Source organism: Pararhodobacter marinus (assembly GCF_003122215.1).
Taxonomy (GTDB): domain Bacteria; phylum Pseudomonadota; class Alphaproteobacteria; order Rhodobacterales; family Rhodobacteraceae; genus Pararhodobacter; species Pararhodobacter marinus.
The window spans coordinates 1-16,585 of sequence record NZ_QEYD01000010.1; the positions used below are offsets into that span (position 1 = coordinate 1).

Annotated in this window: 12 protein-coding genes and 1 tRNA gene; 5 read left to right on the plus strand and 8 right to left on the minus strand. The window is 65.0% G+C overall.

Annotation, left to right across the window (positions count from 1 at the left end):
- Positions 1–207 precede the first annotated feature (207 nt).
- Positions 208–1,152 carry a formylglycine-generating enzyme family protein gene (locus C4N9_RS15645; RefSeq protein WP_109534295.1) on the plus strand — a complete coding sequence of 315 codons (945 nt, stop codon included), beginning with the start codon at positions 208–210 and terminating at the stop codon, positions 1,150–1,152.
- Positions 1,153–1,370: 218 nt separating this feature from the next.
- On the opposite strand, the gene serA is transcribed toward C4N9_RS15645, so the two are convergent.
- Together serA and C4N9_RS15655 are read right to left on the minus strand one after the other, a co-directional pair.
- The gene (gene serA / locus C4N9_RS15650; protein ID WP_109534296.1) at positions 1,371–2,978 is read right to left on the minus strand and encodes a phosphoglycerate dehydrogenase; all 1,608 of its coding nucleotides are present in this window, start codon (positions 2,976–2,978) and stop codon (positions 1,371–1,373) included.
- Positions 2,979–3,078: 100 nt separating this feature from the next.
- Positions 3,079–4,236: a phosphoserine transaminase gene (locus tag C4N9_RS15655; protein ID WP_109534297.1), complete on the minus strand. Its 1,158-nt coding sequence runs from the start codon at positions 4,234–4,236 to the stop codon at positions 3,079–3,081.
- A 155-nt stretch (positions 4,237–4,391) separates the two neighbouring features.
- Between C4N9_RS15655 and serB the strand changes: the two genes are divergently transcribed.
- On the plus strand, positions 4,392–5,270 hold the full coding sequence (gene serB / locus C4N9_RS15660) for a phosphoserine phosphatase SerB (RefSeq protein ID WP_109534298.1): 879 nt from the start codon (positions 4,392–4,394) through the stop codon (positions 5,268–5,270).
- Positions 5,271–5,424: 154 nt separating this feature from the next.
- Positions 5,425–6,960, plus strand: coding sequence for a helicase HerA-like domain-containing protein (locus C4N9_RS15665; RefSeq protein WP_109534299.1), 1,536 nt, complete (start codon positions 5,425–5,427; stop codon positions 6,958–6,960).
- 20 nt (positions 6,961–6,980) lie between these two features.
- Here the strand turns inward: C4N9_RS15665 and C4N9_RS15670 are convergent, their stop codons facing one another.
- Positions 6,981–8,129 (minus strand): HPP family protein, encoded by a 1,149-nt coding sequence (locus tag C4N9_RS15670; RefSeq protein WP_109534300.1) that lies wholly within the window; start codon positions 8,127–8,129, stop codon positions 6,981–6,983.
- A 129-nt stretch (positions 8,130–8,258) separates the two neighbouring features.
- A complete protein-coding gene (locus C4N9_RS15675; RefSeq protein ID WP_109534301.1) occupies positions 8,259–9,176 on the minus strand; it encodes a DMT family transporter in 918 nt (305 codons plus the stop codon).
- 272 nt (positions 9,177–9,448) lie between these two features.
- Between C4N9_RS15675 and C4N9_RS15680 the strand changes: the two genes are divergently transcribed.
- Positions 9,449–9,523: transfer RNA gene (locus C4N9_RS15680), tRNA-Phe, on the plus strand.
- A 402-nt stretch (positions 9,524–9,925) separates the two neighbouring features.
- Here the strand turns inward: C4N9_RS15680 and pglX are convergent.
- Positions 9,926–12,586 (minus strand): BREX-1 system adenine-specific DNA-methyltransferase PglX, encoded by a 2,661-nt coding sequence (gene pglX, locus C4N9_RS15685; protein ID WP_245902586.1) that lies wholly within the window; start codon positions 12,584–12,586, stop codon positions 9,926–9,928.
- A 10-nt stretch (positions 12,587–12,596) separates the two neighbouring features.
- Between pglX and C4N9_RS15690 the strand changes: the two genes are divergently transcribed.
- A complete protein-coding gene (locus C4N9_RS15690) occupies positions 12,597–13,025 on the plus strand; it encodes a helix-turn-helix transcriptional regulator (RefSeq protein WP_109534302.1) in 429 nt (142 codons plus the stop codon).
- Between the two features lie 15 nt (positions 13,026–13,040).
- Here C4N9_RS15690 and C4N9_RS15695 read toward each other — a convergent pair whose 3' ends face one another.
- The 3 genes from C4N9_RS15695 to C4N9_RS15705 all read right to left on the minus strand — a co-directional run bounded on the left by C4N9_RS15695 (position 13,041) and on the right by C4N9_RS15705 (position 16,422).
- The gene (locus C4N9_RS15695) at positions 13,041–13,304 is read right to left on the minus strand and encodes a hypothetical protein (protein WP_109534303.1); all 264 of its coding nucleotides are present in this window, start codon (positions 13,302–13,304) and stop codon (positions 13,041–13,043) included.
- 685 nt (positions 13,305–13,989) lie between these two features.
- Complete coding sequence (locus C4N9_RS15700) at positions 13,990–14,886, minus strand: LysR family transcriptional regulator (RefSeq protein WP_109534304.1); 897 nt, start codon at positions 14,884–14,886, stop codon at positions 13,990–13,992.
- 60 nt (positions 14,887–14,946) lie between these two features.
- On the minus strand, positions 14,947–16,422 hold the full coding sequence (locus tag C4N9_RS15705; RefSeq protein WP_109534305.1) for an FAD-dependent oxidoreductase: 1,476 nt from the start codon (positions 16,420–16,422) through the stop codon (positions 14,947–14,949).
- Positions 16,423–16,585: the final 163 nt, after the last annotated feature.

The window sequence follows — 16,585 nt, forward strand, 5'->3', positions numbered from 1 at the left end:
CACAACGCCTATGGCCTCTTCCAGTTCGGCCAGAACACCACCTCCCATGTCAGCCAGACCGGCGGACAGACCGGCCTCACCGTCCAGTTCGGATGGTGAGGGACAGGCGCCACCTTTCGGTACGGACGGTCCCGCCGGGGCCGTCCGTTGCCTTTCGCGCGCCAAGGGTGCATTCCTGACGCCACGACGTGGCGAAGGGAGAACAGGATGGAGGGCAAAAGCTGCTGCGCCCCCAAGGGACCGGGGCGGGTGATCGCGTCCCCTGCGCTGGCGCGCCGCGCCTCGGACACGTTGCGCGCCATGGTCGCGGACAGCCTGATTCCCGTCAAAGGCGGGTTCTTCGAAATGGGGGCCACGATCGGCCGCTATCCCGACGATCTCGACAGCCCGCCGCGCCGCGTCTTCGTCTCGCCCTTTTCGCTCGGGCGTACCAGCGTCACCAACCGCCTCTTCGCCGCCTTCGCCGCCGAATCGGGCTATCGCACCGTTGCCGAAACCGAGGGCTGGTCCTTTGTCTTCCACCTGTTCCTGGACGACCCGCTGGGCTGGGTCGAGCATCCGCCGCAGACCCCTTGGTGGCGCGCCGTCGCGGGGGCCAGCTGGGCCGCGCCCGAAGGACCGGGCTCGGATTGGCACGACCGGCCCGACCACCCGGCGGTGCATCTGAGCTGGTTCGACGCGCAGGCGCTGGCCGAGTTCACCGGAACCCGCCTGCCGACCGAGGCCGAATGGGAATTCGCCGCGCGCGGCGGGCTCAAGGGCAAGCGCTTTCCCTGGGGCAACGACCTCGTCCCCGCATCGGGGCACCGCCACAATACCTGGCAGGGGCAGTTCCCTCAGACCAACACCGCCGAGGACGGCTTCACCGGCACCTGCCCCGCCGATCACTTCCCGCCCAATGCCTATGGCTTCCACAACATGACCGGCAATGTCTGGGAATGGACGGCGACGAAATTCGGACCGCTGCCGCATAATCCCGGCAGATTGCCGCCGCGCGACCCGCAGGGGCCGGCCGAGGGACCGGGCTACGTGATCCGCGGCGGCTCGTATCTGTGCCATGCCAGCTATTGCGAACGCTACCAGGTCCATTCGCGCACCCATAACACCCCCGACAGCTCGACCGGCCATGGCGGCGCACGGCTTGCCCGGTAAGGCGCGCTGCCCTTCGCCCTTTCACTTTGCCACAAATACTCACGGCGACCGGTCTGCCGGAAGACCGCCTCTCGGGCAGGCGCACCCGGACGGCATGCGCACCCCCCCCCGGAACAACCGTGGCCGCGCCTGTAGGGTGCGTGCTCGCACGCACCGCCCACAGCGAAAAGGCCCCGCGCGAGCGGGGCCTTTTGCAATGCGATGAGCCGGAAGCACGCTCAGGCGACCTCGAACTTCAGCGGACGGACCTGCTGGAACATCCCCGTCCCTTCCAGCGTCTCGACGACCTTCTGGTCCAGCGCCTGGTCGAGATACAAGAGCGCGATCGCGTCCTGGCCCACGCCCGAACGGCCCAGCGTGAAGTTGGCGATGTTGACGCCGTTCTTGCCCATCGTCGCACCCAGAAGGCCGATGATGCCCGGCACGTCCTCGTTCGTGGTGTAAAGCATGTGCTCACCGATCTCGGCGTCAATATTGATGCCCTTGATCTGGATGAAGCGCGGCTTGCCGTCCGAGAACACGGTTCCGGCCAGCGACCGCTCGCGCTTGTCGGTCACCACGGTGATCTTGATATAGCCGTCGAAGGCGCCGGCCTTTTCCTGCGTCGTGGTGGACAGCTTGATCCCGCGCTCCTTGGCCACGATCGGCGCCGAAACAAGGTTCACATCCGGGTTCGCCGATTTCAGGATCCCGGCGATCACCGCGCAATCCAGCGCCTTCAGGTTCATCCGCGACGGCGCGCCGTCATAAAGCACGTTGATCGCGCGCACCGGCTCTTCGGTCATCTGGCCCGCGAAATTGCCCAGATGGCCCGCCAGCTTGATCCACGGGCCCATCACGGCGGCTTCCTCGGCGGTGACGGACGGCATGTTCAGCGCGTTGGTCACGGCGCCGGTCAGCAGGTAATCCGACATCTGCTCGGCCACCTGCAGCGCCACGTTCTCCTGCGCCTCGGTGGTCGAGGCGCCCAGATGCGGCGTGCAGACCACGTTGGGCATGTTGAAAAGCGGGCTCTCGGTCGCGGGCTCGACCGCGAAGACGTCCAGCGCGGCACCGGCGACATGGCCCGAGGTCAGCGCCTCGGCCAGCGCGTCCTCGTCGACCAGGCCGCCCCGGGCGCAGTTGATGATCCGCACGCCCTTCTTGGTCTTGGCAATGTTCTCGCGCGACAGGATATTGCGGGTCTTGTCGGTCATCGGCACGTGCAGCGTGATGAAATCGGCCCGCGCCAGCAATTCGTCCAGCTCGACCTTGGTCACGCCGAGCTGCGTCGCGCGCTCTTCCGACAGGAACGGATCGTAGGCCACGACCTTCATCTTCAGACCGACCGCGCGGTCGCAGACGATGCCGCCGATATTGCCCGCGCCGATCACGCCCAGCGTCTTGTTATACAGCTCGACGCCCATGAACTTCGACTTTTCCCACTTGCCGGCATGGGTCGAGGCATTGGCTTCCGGGATCTGGCGGGCGACCGCGAACATCATCGCGATGGCGTGTTCGGCGGTGGTGATCGAGTTGCCGAAGGGCGTGTTCATCACGATGATGCCCTTCTTCGAGGCTTCGGGGATGTCGACATTGTCGACGCCGATGCCGGCGCGGCCGATGACCTTCAGATTGGTCGCAGCGGCGATGATCTTCTCGGTCACCTTGGTGTTCGAGCGGATGGCAAGGCCGTCATACTGGCCGATCACCTCGAGCAGCCTGTCCTTGTCCTTGCCGAGGTTGGGCTCGAAATCGACCTCGATGCCGCGGTCGCGGAAGATCTGGACGGCGGTTTCGGACAGTTTGTCGGAAACGAGAACGCGGGGTTTCGTCTGGGCAGCCATGGTCTGGGCTCCTGAAAAATCGGGGGATGGCGCGAAGCGTCGCGCCTGTCATGGGGAAGAAGGCTGTAGGGTGCGTGATGTCACGCACCGCTACCGGGTCTCAGGCGGCTTGCGCCAGCGCGGCGATCTCGGCTTCGAAAGCCCATTCCAGCCACGGCATCAGCGCCTCGACATCGGCGGTTTCCACCGTCGAGCCGCACCAGATCCGCAGACCGGCCGGCGCATCGCGATAGGCGCCGATATCCAGCGCCACGCCTTCCTTCTCCAGCCGCTTGGCCACGGCCTTGGCGAAAGCGGCGCCATCGGTGATGCGCGCATCGACGAATTTCAGGCAGACCGAGGTGGTCGAGGCATTCGCCGCGTCCCGGGCCAGGTTTTCCAGCCAGTCCTTCTGCGCGCAGAAATCCCACACGACCTTGGCATTCGCTTCGGCCCGCGCGATCAGCGCCTTGCGGCCGCCCAGCGACTGCGCCCATTTCAGCGCGACAAGGTAATCCTCGACCGCCAGCATCGACGGCGTGTTGATCGTCTCGCCCTTGAAGATGCCTTCGTTCAGCTTGCCGCCCTTGGTCATGCGGAAGATCTTCGGCAGCGGCCAGGCGGGGGTGTAGCTTTCCAGCCGCTCGACGGCGCGCGGGGACAGGATCAGCACGCCATGCGCACCCTCGCCGCCCAGAACCTTCTGCCAGCTGAAGGTCACCACATCGAGCTTGTCGAAGGGCAACTCCATCGCGAACGCGGCCGAGGTCGCGTCGCAGATCGTCAGGCCGGCGCGGTCGGCGGGGATCGCGTCGCCATTGGCCACCCGCACGCCCGAGGTCGTGCCGTTCCAGGTGAAGACCACGTCCTTGTCGAAATCGACCGTCGCGAAATCGACGATCTGGCCATAGGGGGCTTTCTTGACCTCGGCATCGAGCTTGAGCTGCTTGACCACATCGGTGACCCAGCCTTCGCCGAAGCTTTCCCAGGCCAGCATCTCGACCGGGCGGGCGCCCAGCATCGACCACATCGCCATCTCGACGGCGCCGGTATCCGAGCCCGGCACGATGCCGATGCGGTAATCGGCGGGCACGCCCAGAACCTCGCGGGTCAGGTCGATGGCCTCGGCCAGCTTGGACTTGCCGATGGCGGCGCGGTGCGACCGGCCCAGAGGCGCGTCAGCCAGCATGTCCAGAGAAAAGTGGGGGATCTTGGCACAGGGGCCAGAAGAAAAACGCGGATTGGCCGGCCGCGTGGCCGGGGTCGCAGGTGCAGACATAGTACCCTTCCAGATAGATGCCTCTCGTTGGGGAGAGGTGTCCCGCCGACGGACATAGGCCCGCGCCGTGACTGGCACAAGCGGGAAAATTGGCCTAATGCGGCGGAAATGCCCTCGAAAGCGACCCTTCAGGTTCACCATCGGAAACCCGCGCCATGTTCACCGTCACGCTTCTCACCAATCCCGCCAACCCGGTTCTGGATAGCCCGCTGGTGGAAAACCTGCGCAATGCCTGGGGCGGTGGTGCGGCGCGCTGGCTGGACCGGGGGATCGCCGCCGAGTTCGAGATCGCCGCCTTGCCCGCAAACCGCTGGGAAAGCTGGGAAAACCTGCAGGAGTTGGGCATAGACCTGTGCGTGCAGACAACTGCCGGACGGCGCAAGGCGATGCTGCTGGCGGATATGGATTCGACCATGATCCAGCAGGAATGCATCGACGAGCTGGCCGATATGGCGGGCGTCGGCGCGCATGTCGCGGGCATCACCGCGCGGGCGATGAATGGCGAGCTGGACTTCGAAGCGGCGCTGACGGAACGGGTGGGGCTGCTGAAGGATCTGCCGGTCTCGGTGATCGACCAGGTGCTGGCCGAGCGAATCACCTACATGCCCGGCGGCAAGGTGCTGATCGCCACGATGAAGGCGCATGGCGGCCACGCAGCATTGGTCTCGGGCGGGTTCACGGCCTTCACCGCGAAGGTCGCCGCCGAGCTGGGCTTTGACGAAAACCGCGCGAACACCCTTCTGGAGCGGGACGGCACGCTGACAGGCGAGGTCGCGCAGCCGATTCTCGGCAAACAGGCCAAGATCGACGCGCTGAACCAGATCACCGCCCGGCTGGGCATTACACCGGCCGAGGTGATTGCGGTGGGCGACGGGGCCAACGATCTGGGCATGCTGCATCTGGCCGGATCGGGTGTCGCGCTGCATGCCAAGCCTTCGGTCGCGGCGCAATGCGAGCTGCGCGTGAACCACGGCGACCTGACCGCGCTTCTGTATTTGCAGGGTTACGCGGCCGAGGATTTCGCGGCAATCTGAGCCGTCGACCCGGCCGGTCTTTCGACGGCGGGCGCGGGCAAGCGGGGGTTTCACACCCCCGCACCCCCGTGGAGTATTTGAGGCAAAGTGAAAGGGGCGCGCGGTTGCGTCCCTTCAGGCGATCGGGTGGCGATCGGGCTATGGGGATCGGGGCATGACGGACAGCGTTTTCATCGGCGGCGGCGGCGAGGGTTACGGGGAACCGCAGGATCTGCTGTTGAAATACGGCAACCGGCACGGGCTGATCGCCGGCGCCACCGGCACCGGCAAGACGATCACCATGCAGATCATGGCCGAGGAATTCAGCCGCGCGGGCGTGCCGGTCTTTCTGACCGATATCAAGGGCGATGTCAGCGGCATGGCGGTCGCGGGCGCGCCGCGCGAGGCGTTCCAGCGGCGCGCGGACACGATCGGGCTGGGACCGATGGTGCACGAGGCGATGCCGGTCACGTTCTGGGACCTGTTCGGCCAGCACGGCCACCCTGTGCGCACGACGATCTCGGATATGGGGCCGTTGCTGCTAAGCCGGATCCTGGAGCTGACCGAGGCGCAGGAAGGCGTGATCAACGTCGCCTTCCGGCTGTCGGATGAAGAGGGCTGGCCGATCCTCGATCTGGACGATCTGCGGGCGATGCTGCAATTCCTGTCCGAGAACCAGCGCGAGATGTCGGCGCGCTACGGCAATGTCACCAGCGCCTCGATCGGGGCGATCCAGCGGCGGCTTCTGGTGCTGGAAAACCAGGGCGCGGCGCAATTCTTCGGCGAGCCGGCCCTGGAGATCGCCGACCTGATGCAGGTCCATGACGGGCGCGGTCAGGTCAATATCCTGCATGCCGCGACGCTGATGCAGACGCCCCGGCTTTACGCGACCTTCATGCTGTGGCTTCTGTCCGAGCTGTTCGAAGACCTGCCCGAAATTGGCGATCCGGACCGTCCGAAACTGGTGTTTTTCTTCGACGAGGCGCATCTGCTGTTCGACCGCGCCCCGCGGGCGCTGGTCGCGAAGGTCGAGCAGGTGGCGCGGCTGATCCGCTCGAAAGGCGTGGGCGTGTATTTCGTCACGCAAAATCCCGACGACGTGCCCGAGGATATCCTGGGCCAGCTGGGCAACCGGGTGCAGCATGCGCTGCGGGCCTTTACCGCGCGCGATCAGCAGGCGCTCCGGCGCGCCGCGCAGACCTACCGCGCCAATCCGCGCTTCGAGACCGAAACGGCGATCCGGGAGGTGGGCGTGGGCGAGGCCGTGACCTCGTTTCTCGAGGCCAAGGGCGTGCCCGGCATGGTCGAGCGCACGCTGATCCGCCCGCCCGCGTCGATGATGGGCCCCTGCCCCGATGACGCGCGCCGCGCACTGATCGCCGGCTCGCCGCTGGGGCGCAAATACGCCACGTCCATCGACCGCGATTCGGCGCATGAGATGCTGGCGCGGCGGGCCGAAACGGCTGCCCGGCAGGCGGGTGCGGAGGAAGAGCGCGACGAGGGTTTCACCCGCGCGCGGCGCTATTCTCCCGGTTCGTCGCGCGCGCGCCGAGTCGAGGACGCGGAAAAACCCCGCGCCCCGCGCTCGGCCAGCCGCCGCGGTGACAGCGTGACCGAGGCGTTCACGAAGTCCATGGCCCGCTCGATCGGCACTCGCGCCGGCAGCGCCCTTGTGCGGGGGGTGTTGGGCAGCCTGTTCCGCGGTCGGTAGCGGGATGCGTCAGCCGGGCCTCAGCGGGGCCCGCGGGCGGCCTCGCGGGCCAGCGCGGCGATCAGGTCGGTGCGGGTGACGATCCCCACGATCCGGTCGCGGTCGAGCACGGGCACGGCGTCGGTATCGCCCCCGGCCATCATCGGCAAAAGCGCGGCAACGGGTGTGTCCGGGGCCGCGCGCGGGCCCTGCGCGTCCATGATATCCCCGGCTTTCGGCGCGGTCTGCTTCCGGGCGCCCGGAAATCCGCGCAAGACCGCGACGACGCCGCGCCCCGGCCCTCGTGGCTCCGACCGCGCGCGGTCGATCAGGTGCATCTGGAAGATGGCGCCCAGGAACCGGCTTTCGGGGCCGATCACGGGCAACGCGGTGAAGCGATGCGCCCGGAACAGATCGGCCACGGCATCCAGCGGCGTGTCGGGCGTCACCGTGATCAGGTCGCGCGACATGATGTCCCGCGCCGCAAGCGGCCCCGAGGACGCGGCCGCCGCCTGCAGTTCCGCCGCGCCGATCAGCCGGGCCAGATCTTCGACACCCAGGTTGAAGGACTGGCTGTAGCGGTCGAGAATGGCGATCAGCGCGTCTTCCGACAGGCCCAGCCGTTCGACCGGGTCGCGGTCCCCGGTTCCGTGGCGGCTTGGTTCGTCAAACTGCCGGAACGGATAGCGGCGTCCGGTCAGGCGCGCGTAGAGCGTGGCCAGCAGCACCAGGACGACGGTGCCCAGCGCCACCGGGGTCAGCGCGAACCAGAAGCCGAGATGCGCGATGGCGTCGGGCGACATTGCCGCCGTCATCGCCACCGCGCCCGCGGGCGGATGGACCGCGCGGCACAGGATGGTCGCGGTGACCGACAGCCCCACCGCCAGCGCGATTCGCAGGGTCGGATCGGGCACGGTCAGGCAGACCGCGACGCCGACAAGCGCCGCGACCGTGTTGCCCACCACCGCCGACCAGGGCTGCGCCAGCGGGCTGTTGGGCACCGCGAAGAGCAGCACGGAGGTCGCGCCGAAGGGGGCCACCAGATAAAGGCCGAGCCGGGGATCGCCCTGCGGCGACAGCACGAAGAGCCCCGCAAGGCCCAGGCCGATCAGGGCGCCCAACCCGGCGCGAAAGGCTTCCAGCCCGGAGACACGCGCGACGGCGGGACCCAGAGATTTCAGATGATGCACGACAGCCCCCGGACTTTGCGCCACAGTCCCGCGGGACGCCGGAAGGTTCAAGCGCGGTTTCCAGGTATGAGAGCCGGTTAGTACGGGCCCGGACGCCCACGGGCGAGCGCGTCTCGTGCTGCGCAGGCCCTATCCCTGGGGCGTCATCACCTTGCGTTGCCGCGACCGCTCGATTCCCAGTTGCCGCTCGCGCCAGATGATCAGGATGCCCGCCGAGACGACGATCGAGGCGCCGATCAGCATGGTGCGGGTGGGGATCTCATCGAACACCCAGTAACCGATCGCCAGCGCCATCAGCATCGACGCGTAATCGAAGGGCGCCACCAGCGAGGCATCGGCCTCGCGATAGCTCGAGGTCAGGAAGATCTGCCCGACCCCGCCGATCAGCCCGGTCAGGACCAACAGCGCGGCTTGTCCGGGCGAGGGCAGAACCCAGCCGAAGGGAATGGTCAGAAGCGACAGCCCGGTCGCGGTGACCGAGAACCAGAAGACGATGGCCGAGGTCTGCTCGGTCGCCACCAGCTTGCGCACCGTCACCTGCGCCAGCGCCGCGCAGACCGCGCCGGTCAGCGCCATCATCGCGCCCAGCGCCTCGGCGGTCGAGACATCCGCGCCAACCGACAGTCGCGGCGACAGCACGATCATCACCCCGGTCAGCCCCGCGAAGACGGCGCTGAGGCGGAAAAGCCGGACTTCCTCGCCCAGGAACATCGACGCGAAGATCACCACCAGAAGCGGCGCGGCATAGCCGATCGCCGTGACCTCGGGCAGCGGCAGGAAGGCCAGCGCGGCAAAGCCCATTCCCATGGCCGAGGTGCCGACGAGCCCGCGCCAGAAATGCCCCAGGGGTTTCGTGGCCTTCAGCCCGGTCCGCACCTCGCCGCGAATCGTGAGCCAGACAAAGATCACCGGGATCGCGAAAAGCGACCGGAAGAACACCGCCTCGCCCGGCGGGATCGTGTCCGAGACGGATTTCACAAGGCTCGACATCGCGATGAAGCAGGTCACCGAGATCAGCTTGTAGAGGATACCCCGGATCGGTCGCATGCCCGCCCCCTGCCCGCCTGTCAGGCCGTTTTGCCAGCGTTGTGCCGGCCCGTTGATTGGCACCTGCGCCTGTGGCGTAGTCTCCCACCGATGCGGCGGCGCGGCAAGGGCGGGGCCGGAAACGAAACCGGGCAAATCTCCGGACTTAAGCGGCGCAAGGGCGAGACACGGATTCACCGCGCGCAAGACGAGAGCGGGCGCAAATTTCCCTCTGGACACCGCCCGCGCCCTCGCCTAAGACACGCCCACCCGAAAGCGTCGCTTTCACCCGTGCCCGGGTAGCTCAGGGGTAGAGCAGTGGATTGAAAATCCTCGTGTCGGTGGTTCGATTCCGCCCCCGGGCACCATTATTCTTCGACAGAGATCGCCCAAGTTCTTGAAATTCAATTGACTTTCAGGATGCTCGTCGGCGGCCTGCAGCCACTTGCTACAGCAATTTGCTACAGTTTCTGCTACTCAGAAGCACCAGAGATTTGCAGATCGCTCTCGACACAATGGGCGAGAGCGTTGCGATGGAGCGGCTGGCTTGGGAATTCGCGATAGCTAAAGAGGTCGTTCGGGCACAGAAATATCCGCATATGTTCCCGCCGCGTGTGACCCCATGTGCCTGATCCGGTTCATGCATGACGAATACGAGCATAGGCGTGCCGTGACCAGAAAGCTCGCCTTTGCGCTCTTGCTGGAGTAGCGTTGAGCTTAGTCGTTCAGCAGCACCGACACCGTGTCGGCGCGGTAGCGGTGCATGTAGATCAGCGCGTTGAACGTCCCCTTGGGCTGGAGAACATCCAGTAGATCGGGCGCTTCTTGTACCGCTTCACGTGGTCGGCGTAGAAATCCTTGGTGAAATACTTGCGGATGTCTTTACCCAAGGCCTCCTCGACATAGCGCAGGTTCTCACGGAAATGAGCCTCGCCGAAGGTCACGCGCAGGAACAGGCGGAAACGCTCGGTGATGTCATCGGCGAACCAGTCACCGTCGAGCACGGGGATCACGTTGTCCGCATCGGGCATGAAGCGCGGCTCGGGGATGCCCCGTTCCGCCAGCCGGGCGAGGTAATCCTCCAGCCGCTCGCCCTGATTGGCGAGGATCAGGCCCGGCGCGTCGAGGCTGTAGCGCCCGAACATGCAGCCCACGGCATAGCTGAGGAACTCGGCCATGGTCCGCGCAAGCAGCGCCTTTTCCCTGTCCTCGTCGCTTTTGTCCCCGCCAATGGAATAGGCGGGGTTGCAGGTGAGGGTGATCTCCTCGATCGGCACCTCGGGAGCCAGCTCGTCTTGCAGGCCATAGGCGTCGATGAAGATGCGGTTGTTCTCTTCCTCCAAGGCCTGCACCTCGTCCGTCATGGACTGCCAATGGCCGCGCAGCGTGGCATAGCTGTCCGCCAGCGTCTCGCAACGATGACCCTCGGAGAGCAGCGGGAGCGTGGTGAAATCCCAGGAGGTTTCGTAGGCGTTCCAGTCGGAGCAGGCGAAGGCTACACATTTCGTCGCAATTCGCCGTGCATCTTCGTCGGGAATTTTGAGTGCAGGAAGGGATTTGAAGTAGCCCACATGAAGGTGGATAGTAGGGTTTATGATATTAAACAGATCTTGCGCGATCTTCGTGTTGGCGAAACACAGAACCTGGTTTTCTGAATACGCGGAGGTGCAAAACGCGGAGTGACCCGTCGAATCGAAGATGAAGCCCTTCGGATATAGCCTGAAGGCTGACCCTCCACTGGTTACGTCTGACCACGATACCGAACGGCGGAAATAATAATCGGGATTTCGGATCACTGACTTCGGTCGGAACGCATAGAGTTCTTCGCCAGAGTTCTCCCAATTCACGACAAACTCTTGGTTGCCATACCAGCGTCGAAATTCACCACCTTTGTTGTAACTCACCCACTTTGAGCCGCTTACTTCTACTTGGTCTTGCGACGATGCATCAAGCATACAATTGGTCGAGTCTGGTTCCCACCATTGACGCAGGAAACGTCCACTGTCCGCCGTAGCGACACCTTGCTTCGCTTCAAGTTTGTCGCCCAAGGAAGGTTCGGCATTGAACAAACCTCTAACCGTTTCACTCACCCAATAGGCAATCGGTGCGCCAGGGATATTCGTGAAATCGATTGGATCGGCCCAATAGACGCCATCAGATTTGTCCAAAAATCGAGCTTCGATGGCATCAGGATTTCTGACTTCCACATGCTTGTCAAAAAGGCGTCGAAAATACCCTTTCTCTCCATCCGTAGACCGAGATGTGCGAACAACAAAAGCAACTGCTCCGAAATCCGCGCCAAATATGCCACGTCCGAGTTGGAGTAGAGACGAAATCGTTGACTTCACCAACAGATATTTGCGGAGTTCGTAAAATGAGGAGAGGAATAGCCAGCTGGGTAGATTGATCATGCCCCAGAAAGAGTTTTTTCGTGTCAAGATCGTTGCTCGATCCATAAAGCAGGTCATAAGATCAGCTTTAGAAGTCGGATACTTGTCTTCGAGCCAAGATTTCAGAGCGGGGTTCAGTCCTTTTGCCCCAGCATAAGGCGGATTGGCCACAACCACATGATACTTCGGCGACAGCGCCTCGGCCATGCGCAGCACGGCGACGATCCGGTCCTGCACTTCCTTCAGCAGCAGGTCGGAGCCGAAATCCCGCGCCGCCACCACCCGCAGCGTCTCTGCCGGATCGCGCAGTTTCGGCACGATCAGCGAGCCGAAGTTCTTGGCCTGCTCGAACTGCCCCAGCGTCTCGCGTAGCTCATCGGTGAACAGATCCTTGCCCACCACGGCGGCCACGTCCTGCATCTCGGCAGGCGTAAAGGCCACGTTCTGCAACACGCAGATGTCGGGCTTTGCCTCCATCCGCAGGAACCGCCGCCGCCCCAGCCGCGCCGCCGCCTTCATCGCCAGCGCAAAGGCTGCCAGCGCGCCCGCGCGGTCGTCGATCTCCACCCCCGTCAGGTTGTGCGTCAGGATCAGCGAGGGGATCTCTGTCGGGTCATACCCCTCTTCCTCGTAGATGGCGTAGAGCAGGTCAAAGGCATAGGTCAGCATGTGCCCCGAGCCTGCCGCCGGATCGCAGATGCGGATGTCTTCGGGGCGGGTGATCTTCAGGAAATCCGTCTCGGGCTCTTCGGGCGCGATGTAGTAGTCCATCCGCTCCGCCAGACGGCTGCCCGGGCGGTTCAGCAGCCAGAGCCGCCCCAGCGAGTTCTCGACCAGGTAGCGGACGATCCAGTGCGGGGTGAACAGCTGTGTCGCGGCGGGGATGTTCTCGGCCGTGATCTTCTGGTTCTTCTTGAGGCCCGCGAATACCTGATCCTTCTTCTCCGAGATGTAGAACTGGTAGAGCCAGCCGATGATCTCGACATCCGCGCAGGCCTCGCCTATGGCAAGGATGGCCGCAAGCGCATACTGGAGCCGCATTGGCGTCGTGATGGGGCATCGCAGATATCTCGTGGCGCGCGATCCGGCCAAGGATGACCTGATCCGAAATTATCGCATGGACCTGATCCAATCGGCCGAGGTTCTGGACCAAAGCTTCGCGCAGGCCGAGGGGTTCAGCATGGCGGAATATGCGGCGCAATCTTTCGGCATCTGGCAGGACCCGGACCAGTTCGGCGAAGTGGTCTGGAAGTTCTCGCCTGAGGCCGCCACGCGTGCCGCCGAGTTCCGCTTCCATCCGACCCAGAGGCTGGAGCCGCAGCCCGACGGCAGCCTGACCGTCCGCTTCGAGGCCGCCGGCTGGCTGGAAATGACGTGGCACCTGTACCAATGGGGCGACAAGGTCGAGGTTCTGGCCCCCGAAGGCCTGCGCGCGATGGTCCATGACCACCGGCGCAGTGACTTCAGCTCGATGCCCTGACGCGGGCGTCCGGCCTCAGGCCGCGCGCAGGATTCTCAGCGACGCGGGCGAGACCAGTGACGGCCGCTTGCCCTTCGCGCCCATCCACAGCGAGAAGCCACGCGCGATCAGCTCCGCCGCCTCGTCAAGACTGCGGACATAGACGGAATTCACCGCGTGATGTTTCTTCGCCCCGTGGCGCGGATCGCCGAGGCGATAGCCCTTCGCCGTCAGTTCCGGCTCTTCCACCAGCCCGTCCCGCGGCGCCACCCGCTCGATCCTGATCACCCGTCCGCTCATCGCATCTCTCCCTTTCACACCTGCCGCACAAAACGGGCCGGTGCACCATCCCTGGCATGGGCACGGTGACAAACCGTGTCGTACTCGGACATGAGTTTGGCCAGGGAAAATCGGGCGTAAAACTGTTACACCAGCGTTAGATTCCTCCTGGGATTGCGAGTAAGCCATTGAAATAATTGCATTACGTGATCCGCCCTGGGCACAATTCTAGAATCCGTTCCCGAGAGCAGTGCAAGACCTTGAACGGAAAGGTCGTTTCGGCAGTTCGAAAGCCCTCTTTCAGCTGAACACCAGAGCGCCTGCAAATACCGGCCGACGACGATGCTGCATTCTTTCCGACTTTCATGAGGGTTCGCGAGAAACGCATCGCGAGTTCGAGCATTCTCGGACTGCAGCTCCGTTGCCCGACGCGCATAAGCCTCTGCGGTGTCTGCCTCACGGTCGATCTGCTTCGCTCTGGTTCGAAGACGTTCCTCTTTGGCCTGACCCGCGCGACGCTCCCCCGCGTCATGGAGCGTTCTTTCCGCGAGGTCGAACGTCGCCTGAGTGGAGACGATCCCTTTCAAGACGTGGTCGTAGACGCCGGCCCTCTGCAATCCGGCTCCTCGACCCGCGCGGATCTGAAGATCTTCAAGACCTGGCTGTCACGCAGCGCGGGCCAGCCGCGTCGGCCCGAAGGCAGCCGTCAGGCGCGGTCCCAGGGCGGAAGCGGTTGCGTGGCCGCCACCAGCGTGTCCAGCAACAGGCGCACGGCGGGGCTTTGCATCCGGCGCTCGGGCACCATGGCTTTCAGGTAAAGTTCGGGCACGCGCCAGTCCGGCAGGACCTCGATCAGTTCGCCCGCCGCGAAGGCGTCGCGTGTGAGAGGCTCGGCGATCAGCGTGACGCCAAGCCCGCGGATCGCCGCATGGCACAGAAGCCGCGTATCAGAGGCGGTGAAGACGGGATTCACTTCGACCGCGACCTCGCCCGCGGGACCGCTCAGCGCCCAGGTATTCCCCGAGGCGCGGAACACCAGCGCGTCAAGCTGGCTCAGGTCGCGCGGATGGGTCGGGACCGGACGGTTGTCGAAATAGGAAGGCGCCGCGACCAGTTTGCGCGGCAACGTGCAGAGGGCGATTTCCTGCACCTGCGGATAGGTCGTCGGCAAGGCGCCGATGGCGATGTCATAGCCTTCCTCGATCGGGTTGACCGAGCGGTCCACGAGGTTCAGATCCAGCCGCACGCCCGGATGCGCGATCTGGAAATCGCACAGGATGTCGCTGAAATGCATGATCGACATCGTCGTCGGGCACTTGATCCGCAGATGCTCGGTCAGCCGGTTCCGCGCCGGGCCCGACTGGATCGTCGCCTCGATCTCGCTGAGCAGTTCCGAGAATTTCTGCTGGCAGGTCCGTCCGACCGCCGTCAGCTCCAGCCCCCGGGTCGACCGCTCGAACAATTGCGCGCGGCACATATGCTCGAGCTGCGACACGCGCTTCGACACAACCGAGGGCACCGTTCCGGCCTCGCGCGCGGCGGCGGAAAAGCTGCCCAGGCGCGCGACCGCCAGAAAGGTGCGGAGGTTGACGATGAAATCCATGCCAGAGCGGTGCCGGGCAGGCCGGGCTTTGTCAAGCGCGGCTCTGCCGGGCGGCGCGGCTCAACCAGCGACGGGCGCGTCCAGCGCGCGGGCCGGGGCCTCGGCGGCATCGCGGATATAGACGCCCTGCTTGCGCAACGTGGCCTGCAGCTCGGCGATATCGACATCGCGCGCATGGACGCCGCGGTTGGCCGCGACACCGGCCGCCGCCCCCGCCGCGTGGCCGGTCAGCCAGCATTGCGGGATCTCGCGCATGAAGCCGTGGCTGTTGGCATCGCAGGACACATGCCGCCCGGCCGCCAGCAGACCGTTCAGCCGCGCCGGCACCAGCGCCGAGTAAGGAACCGAGATGACCGGGAATTTCGGCGACATCGAAGGCGAGACGCCGACCTCATCGGGCAGCGCCTGACCCGAGCTCCATTGCCCGCGTTCGATCCGGCCCAGCCCGCCCAGGCGCCGCGTATGGCGCACCCCGAGCTGCGGGGCGCTGAGCAGCATATAGGCATTCTGGAAGCCGGGGGCGTGTCGGCGGAAGAACTCGCAATGCGCCTGCATGAAACGGTGCGAGCGGATCTCGACCTCGGTCATGTCATCGACATTGAGCGCGCTCAGACCCGATTGGCGCGGGCCGAGGAACAGGGCAATGTCATCGCGCCAGGACACATAGGGCGCCTGGAAGAAACCCAGCGTCTCGCGCCCGAGCTGGTTGATCTCGGAGAAGCCCTTTTCGTCGTTGAGCCGGAAATCCAGCCATGTCTGCATGTCGACACCGCCCAGCATGAAGCCGGTATTCATCGAATGGTGAACGTCGCCCTCTTCGATATCGGTTTCGAAACCGGCGCCCGCGCGGGCAAACACATCACCATCGCCGGTGCAATCGACCGTGACCTTGGCCATCAACGCCTGGCGGCCTTCCTTGGATTCGAAGATCACGCCCTTCACGGCACCGTCCTCGACCACCGGAACCGCAGCCCAGGAATGATAGACGATGCGCACGCCCGCCTCGATCAGCATTTCCTGGCTGGTAAGCTTCAGCCGCTCGGGGTCGATGGTCGGGGCCCAGGTGACGATGCCGTGAAAGGCCGAGGTCCGCAGGCGCCAGTATTTCGCCAGCGCATCGTCGCGGCGGCCCCAGAGGGCTCGGTCGGGGCCGGCCTTGCCTTCATCGGGGAGGCGGGCCAGCACCTCTTCGGCGAATCCCTTGATCACCAGATTGCCGGACCAGTCCGTCATGCGGTCGATCCAGATCACCACGCCGCCGGTCGAAAGCCCACCCAGATGATTGTAGCGTTCCATCACCACCACATCGGCGCCGGTGCGCGCGGCGGCCAGCGCCGCAGCGGTCCCTGCAGGGCCGCCGCCCACGACCAGCACGTCGCATTCGTGATAAACCGGCACGTCGCGCGCGGCCTCGGTCACGCTGCCGCGCCCGTTGCGGGCCGAGAAGACATACTTGCCCGATTCGAAAATGTCGGAGCCCAGGAATCGGTTCTCGCTTTGCCGGATTTCCTGAACCTTCGGCTTGTCGTCGGACATTGTATCCCCCTTGTCGCGTTCGGCCCCTGTCCGGAGCCCGTCCCCGCAACCCTAAGGGGCGCCGGGCTTTCCGGGGAAGAGCCCGATCCGGCAAGGCAGCTTTCGCGAAACGCGAAGACATCCTGGGCCTCGCGGAGCGCCCCGTTCGCGCTTTGCATCAGCC

Coding starts and splice junctions, on each gene's coding strand:
- C4N9_RS15645 (WP_109534295.1), top strand. CDS start 208: ATGGAGGGCAAAAGCTGCTGCGCCCCCAAGGGACCGGGGCGGGTGATC.
- serA (WP_109534296.1), bottom strand. CDS start 2,978: ATGGCTGCCCAGACGAAACCCCGCGTTCTCGTTTCCGACAAACTGTCC.
- C4N9_RS15655 (WP_109534297.1), bottom strand. CDS start 4,236: ATGTCTGCACCTGCGACCCCGGCCACGCGGCCGGCCAATCCGCGTTTT.
- serB (WP_109534298.1), top strand. CDS start 4,392: ATGTTCACCGTCACGCTTCTCACCAATCCCGCCAACCCGGTTCTGGAT.
- C4N9_RS15665 (WP_109534299.1), top strand. CDS start 5,425: ATGACGGACAGCGTTTTCATCGGCGGCGGCGGCGAGGGTTACGGGGAA.
- C4N9_RS15675 (WP_109534301.1), bottom strand. CDS start 9,176: ATGCGACCGATCCGGGGTATCCTCTACAAGCTGATCTCGGTGACCTGC.
- pglX (WP_245902586.1), bottom strand. CDS start 12,586: ATGCGGCTCCAGTATGCGCTTGCGGCCATCCTTGCCATAGGCGAGGCC.
- C4N9_RS15690 (WP_109534302.1), top strand. CDS start 12,597: ATGGGGCATCGCAGATATCTCGTGGCGCGCGATCCGGCCAAGGATGAC.
- C4N9_RS15695 (WP_109534303.1), bottom strand. CDS start 13,304: ATGAGCGGACGGGTGATCAGGATCGAGCGGGTGGCGCCGCGGGACGGG.
- C4N9_RS15700 (WP_109534304.1), bottom strand. CDS start 14,886: ATGGATTTCATCGTCAACCTCCGCACCTTTCTGGCGGTCGCGCGCCTG.
- C4N9_RS15705 (WP_109534305.1), bottom strand. CDS start 16,422: ATGTCCGACGACAAGCCGAAGGTTCAGGAAATCCGGCAAAGCGAGAAC.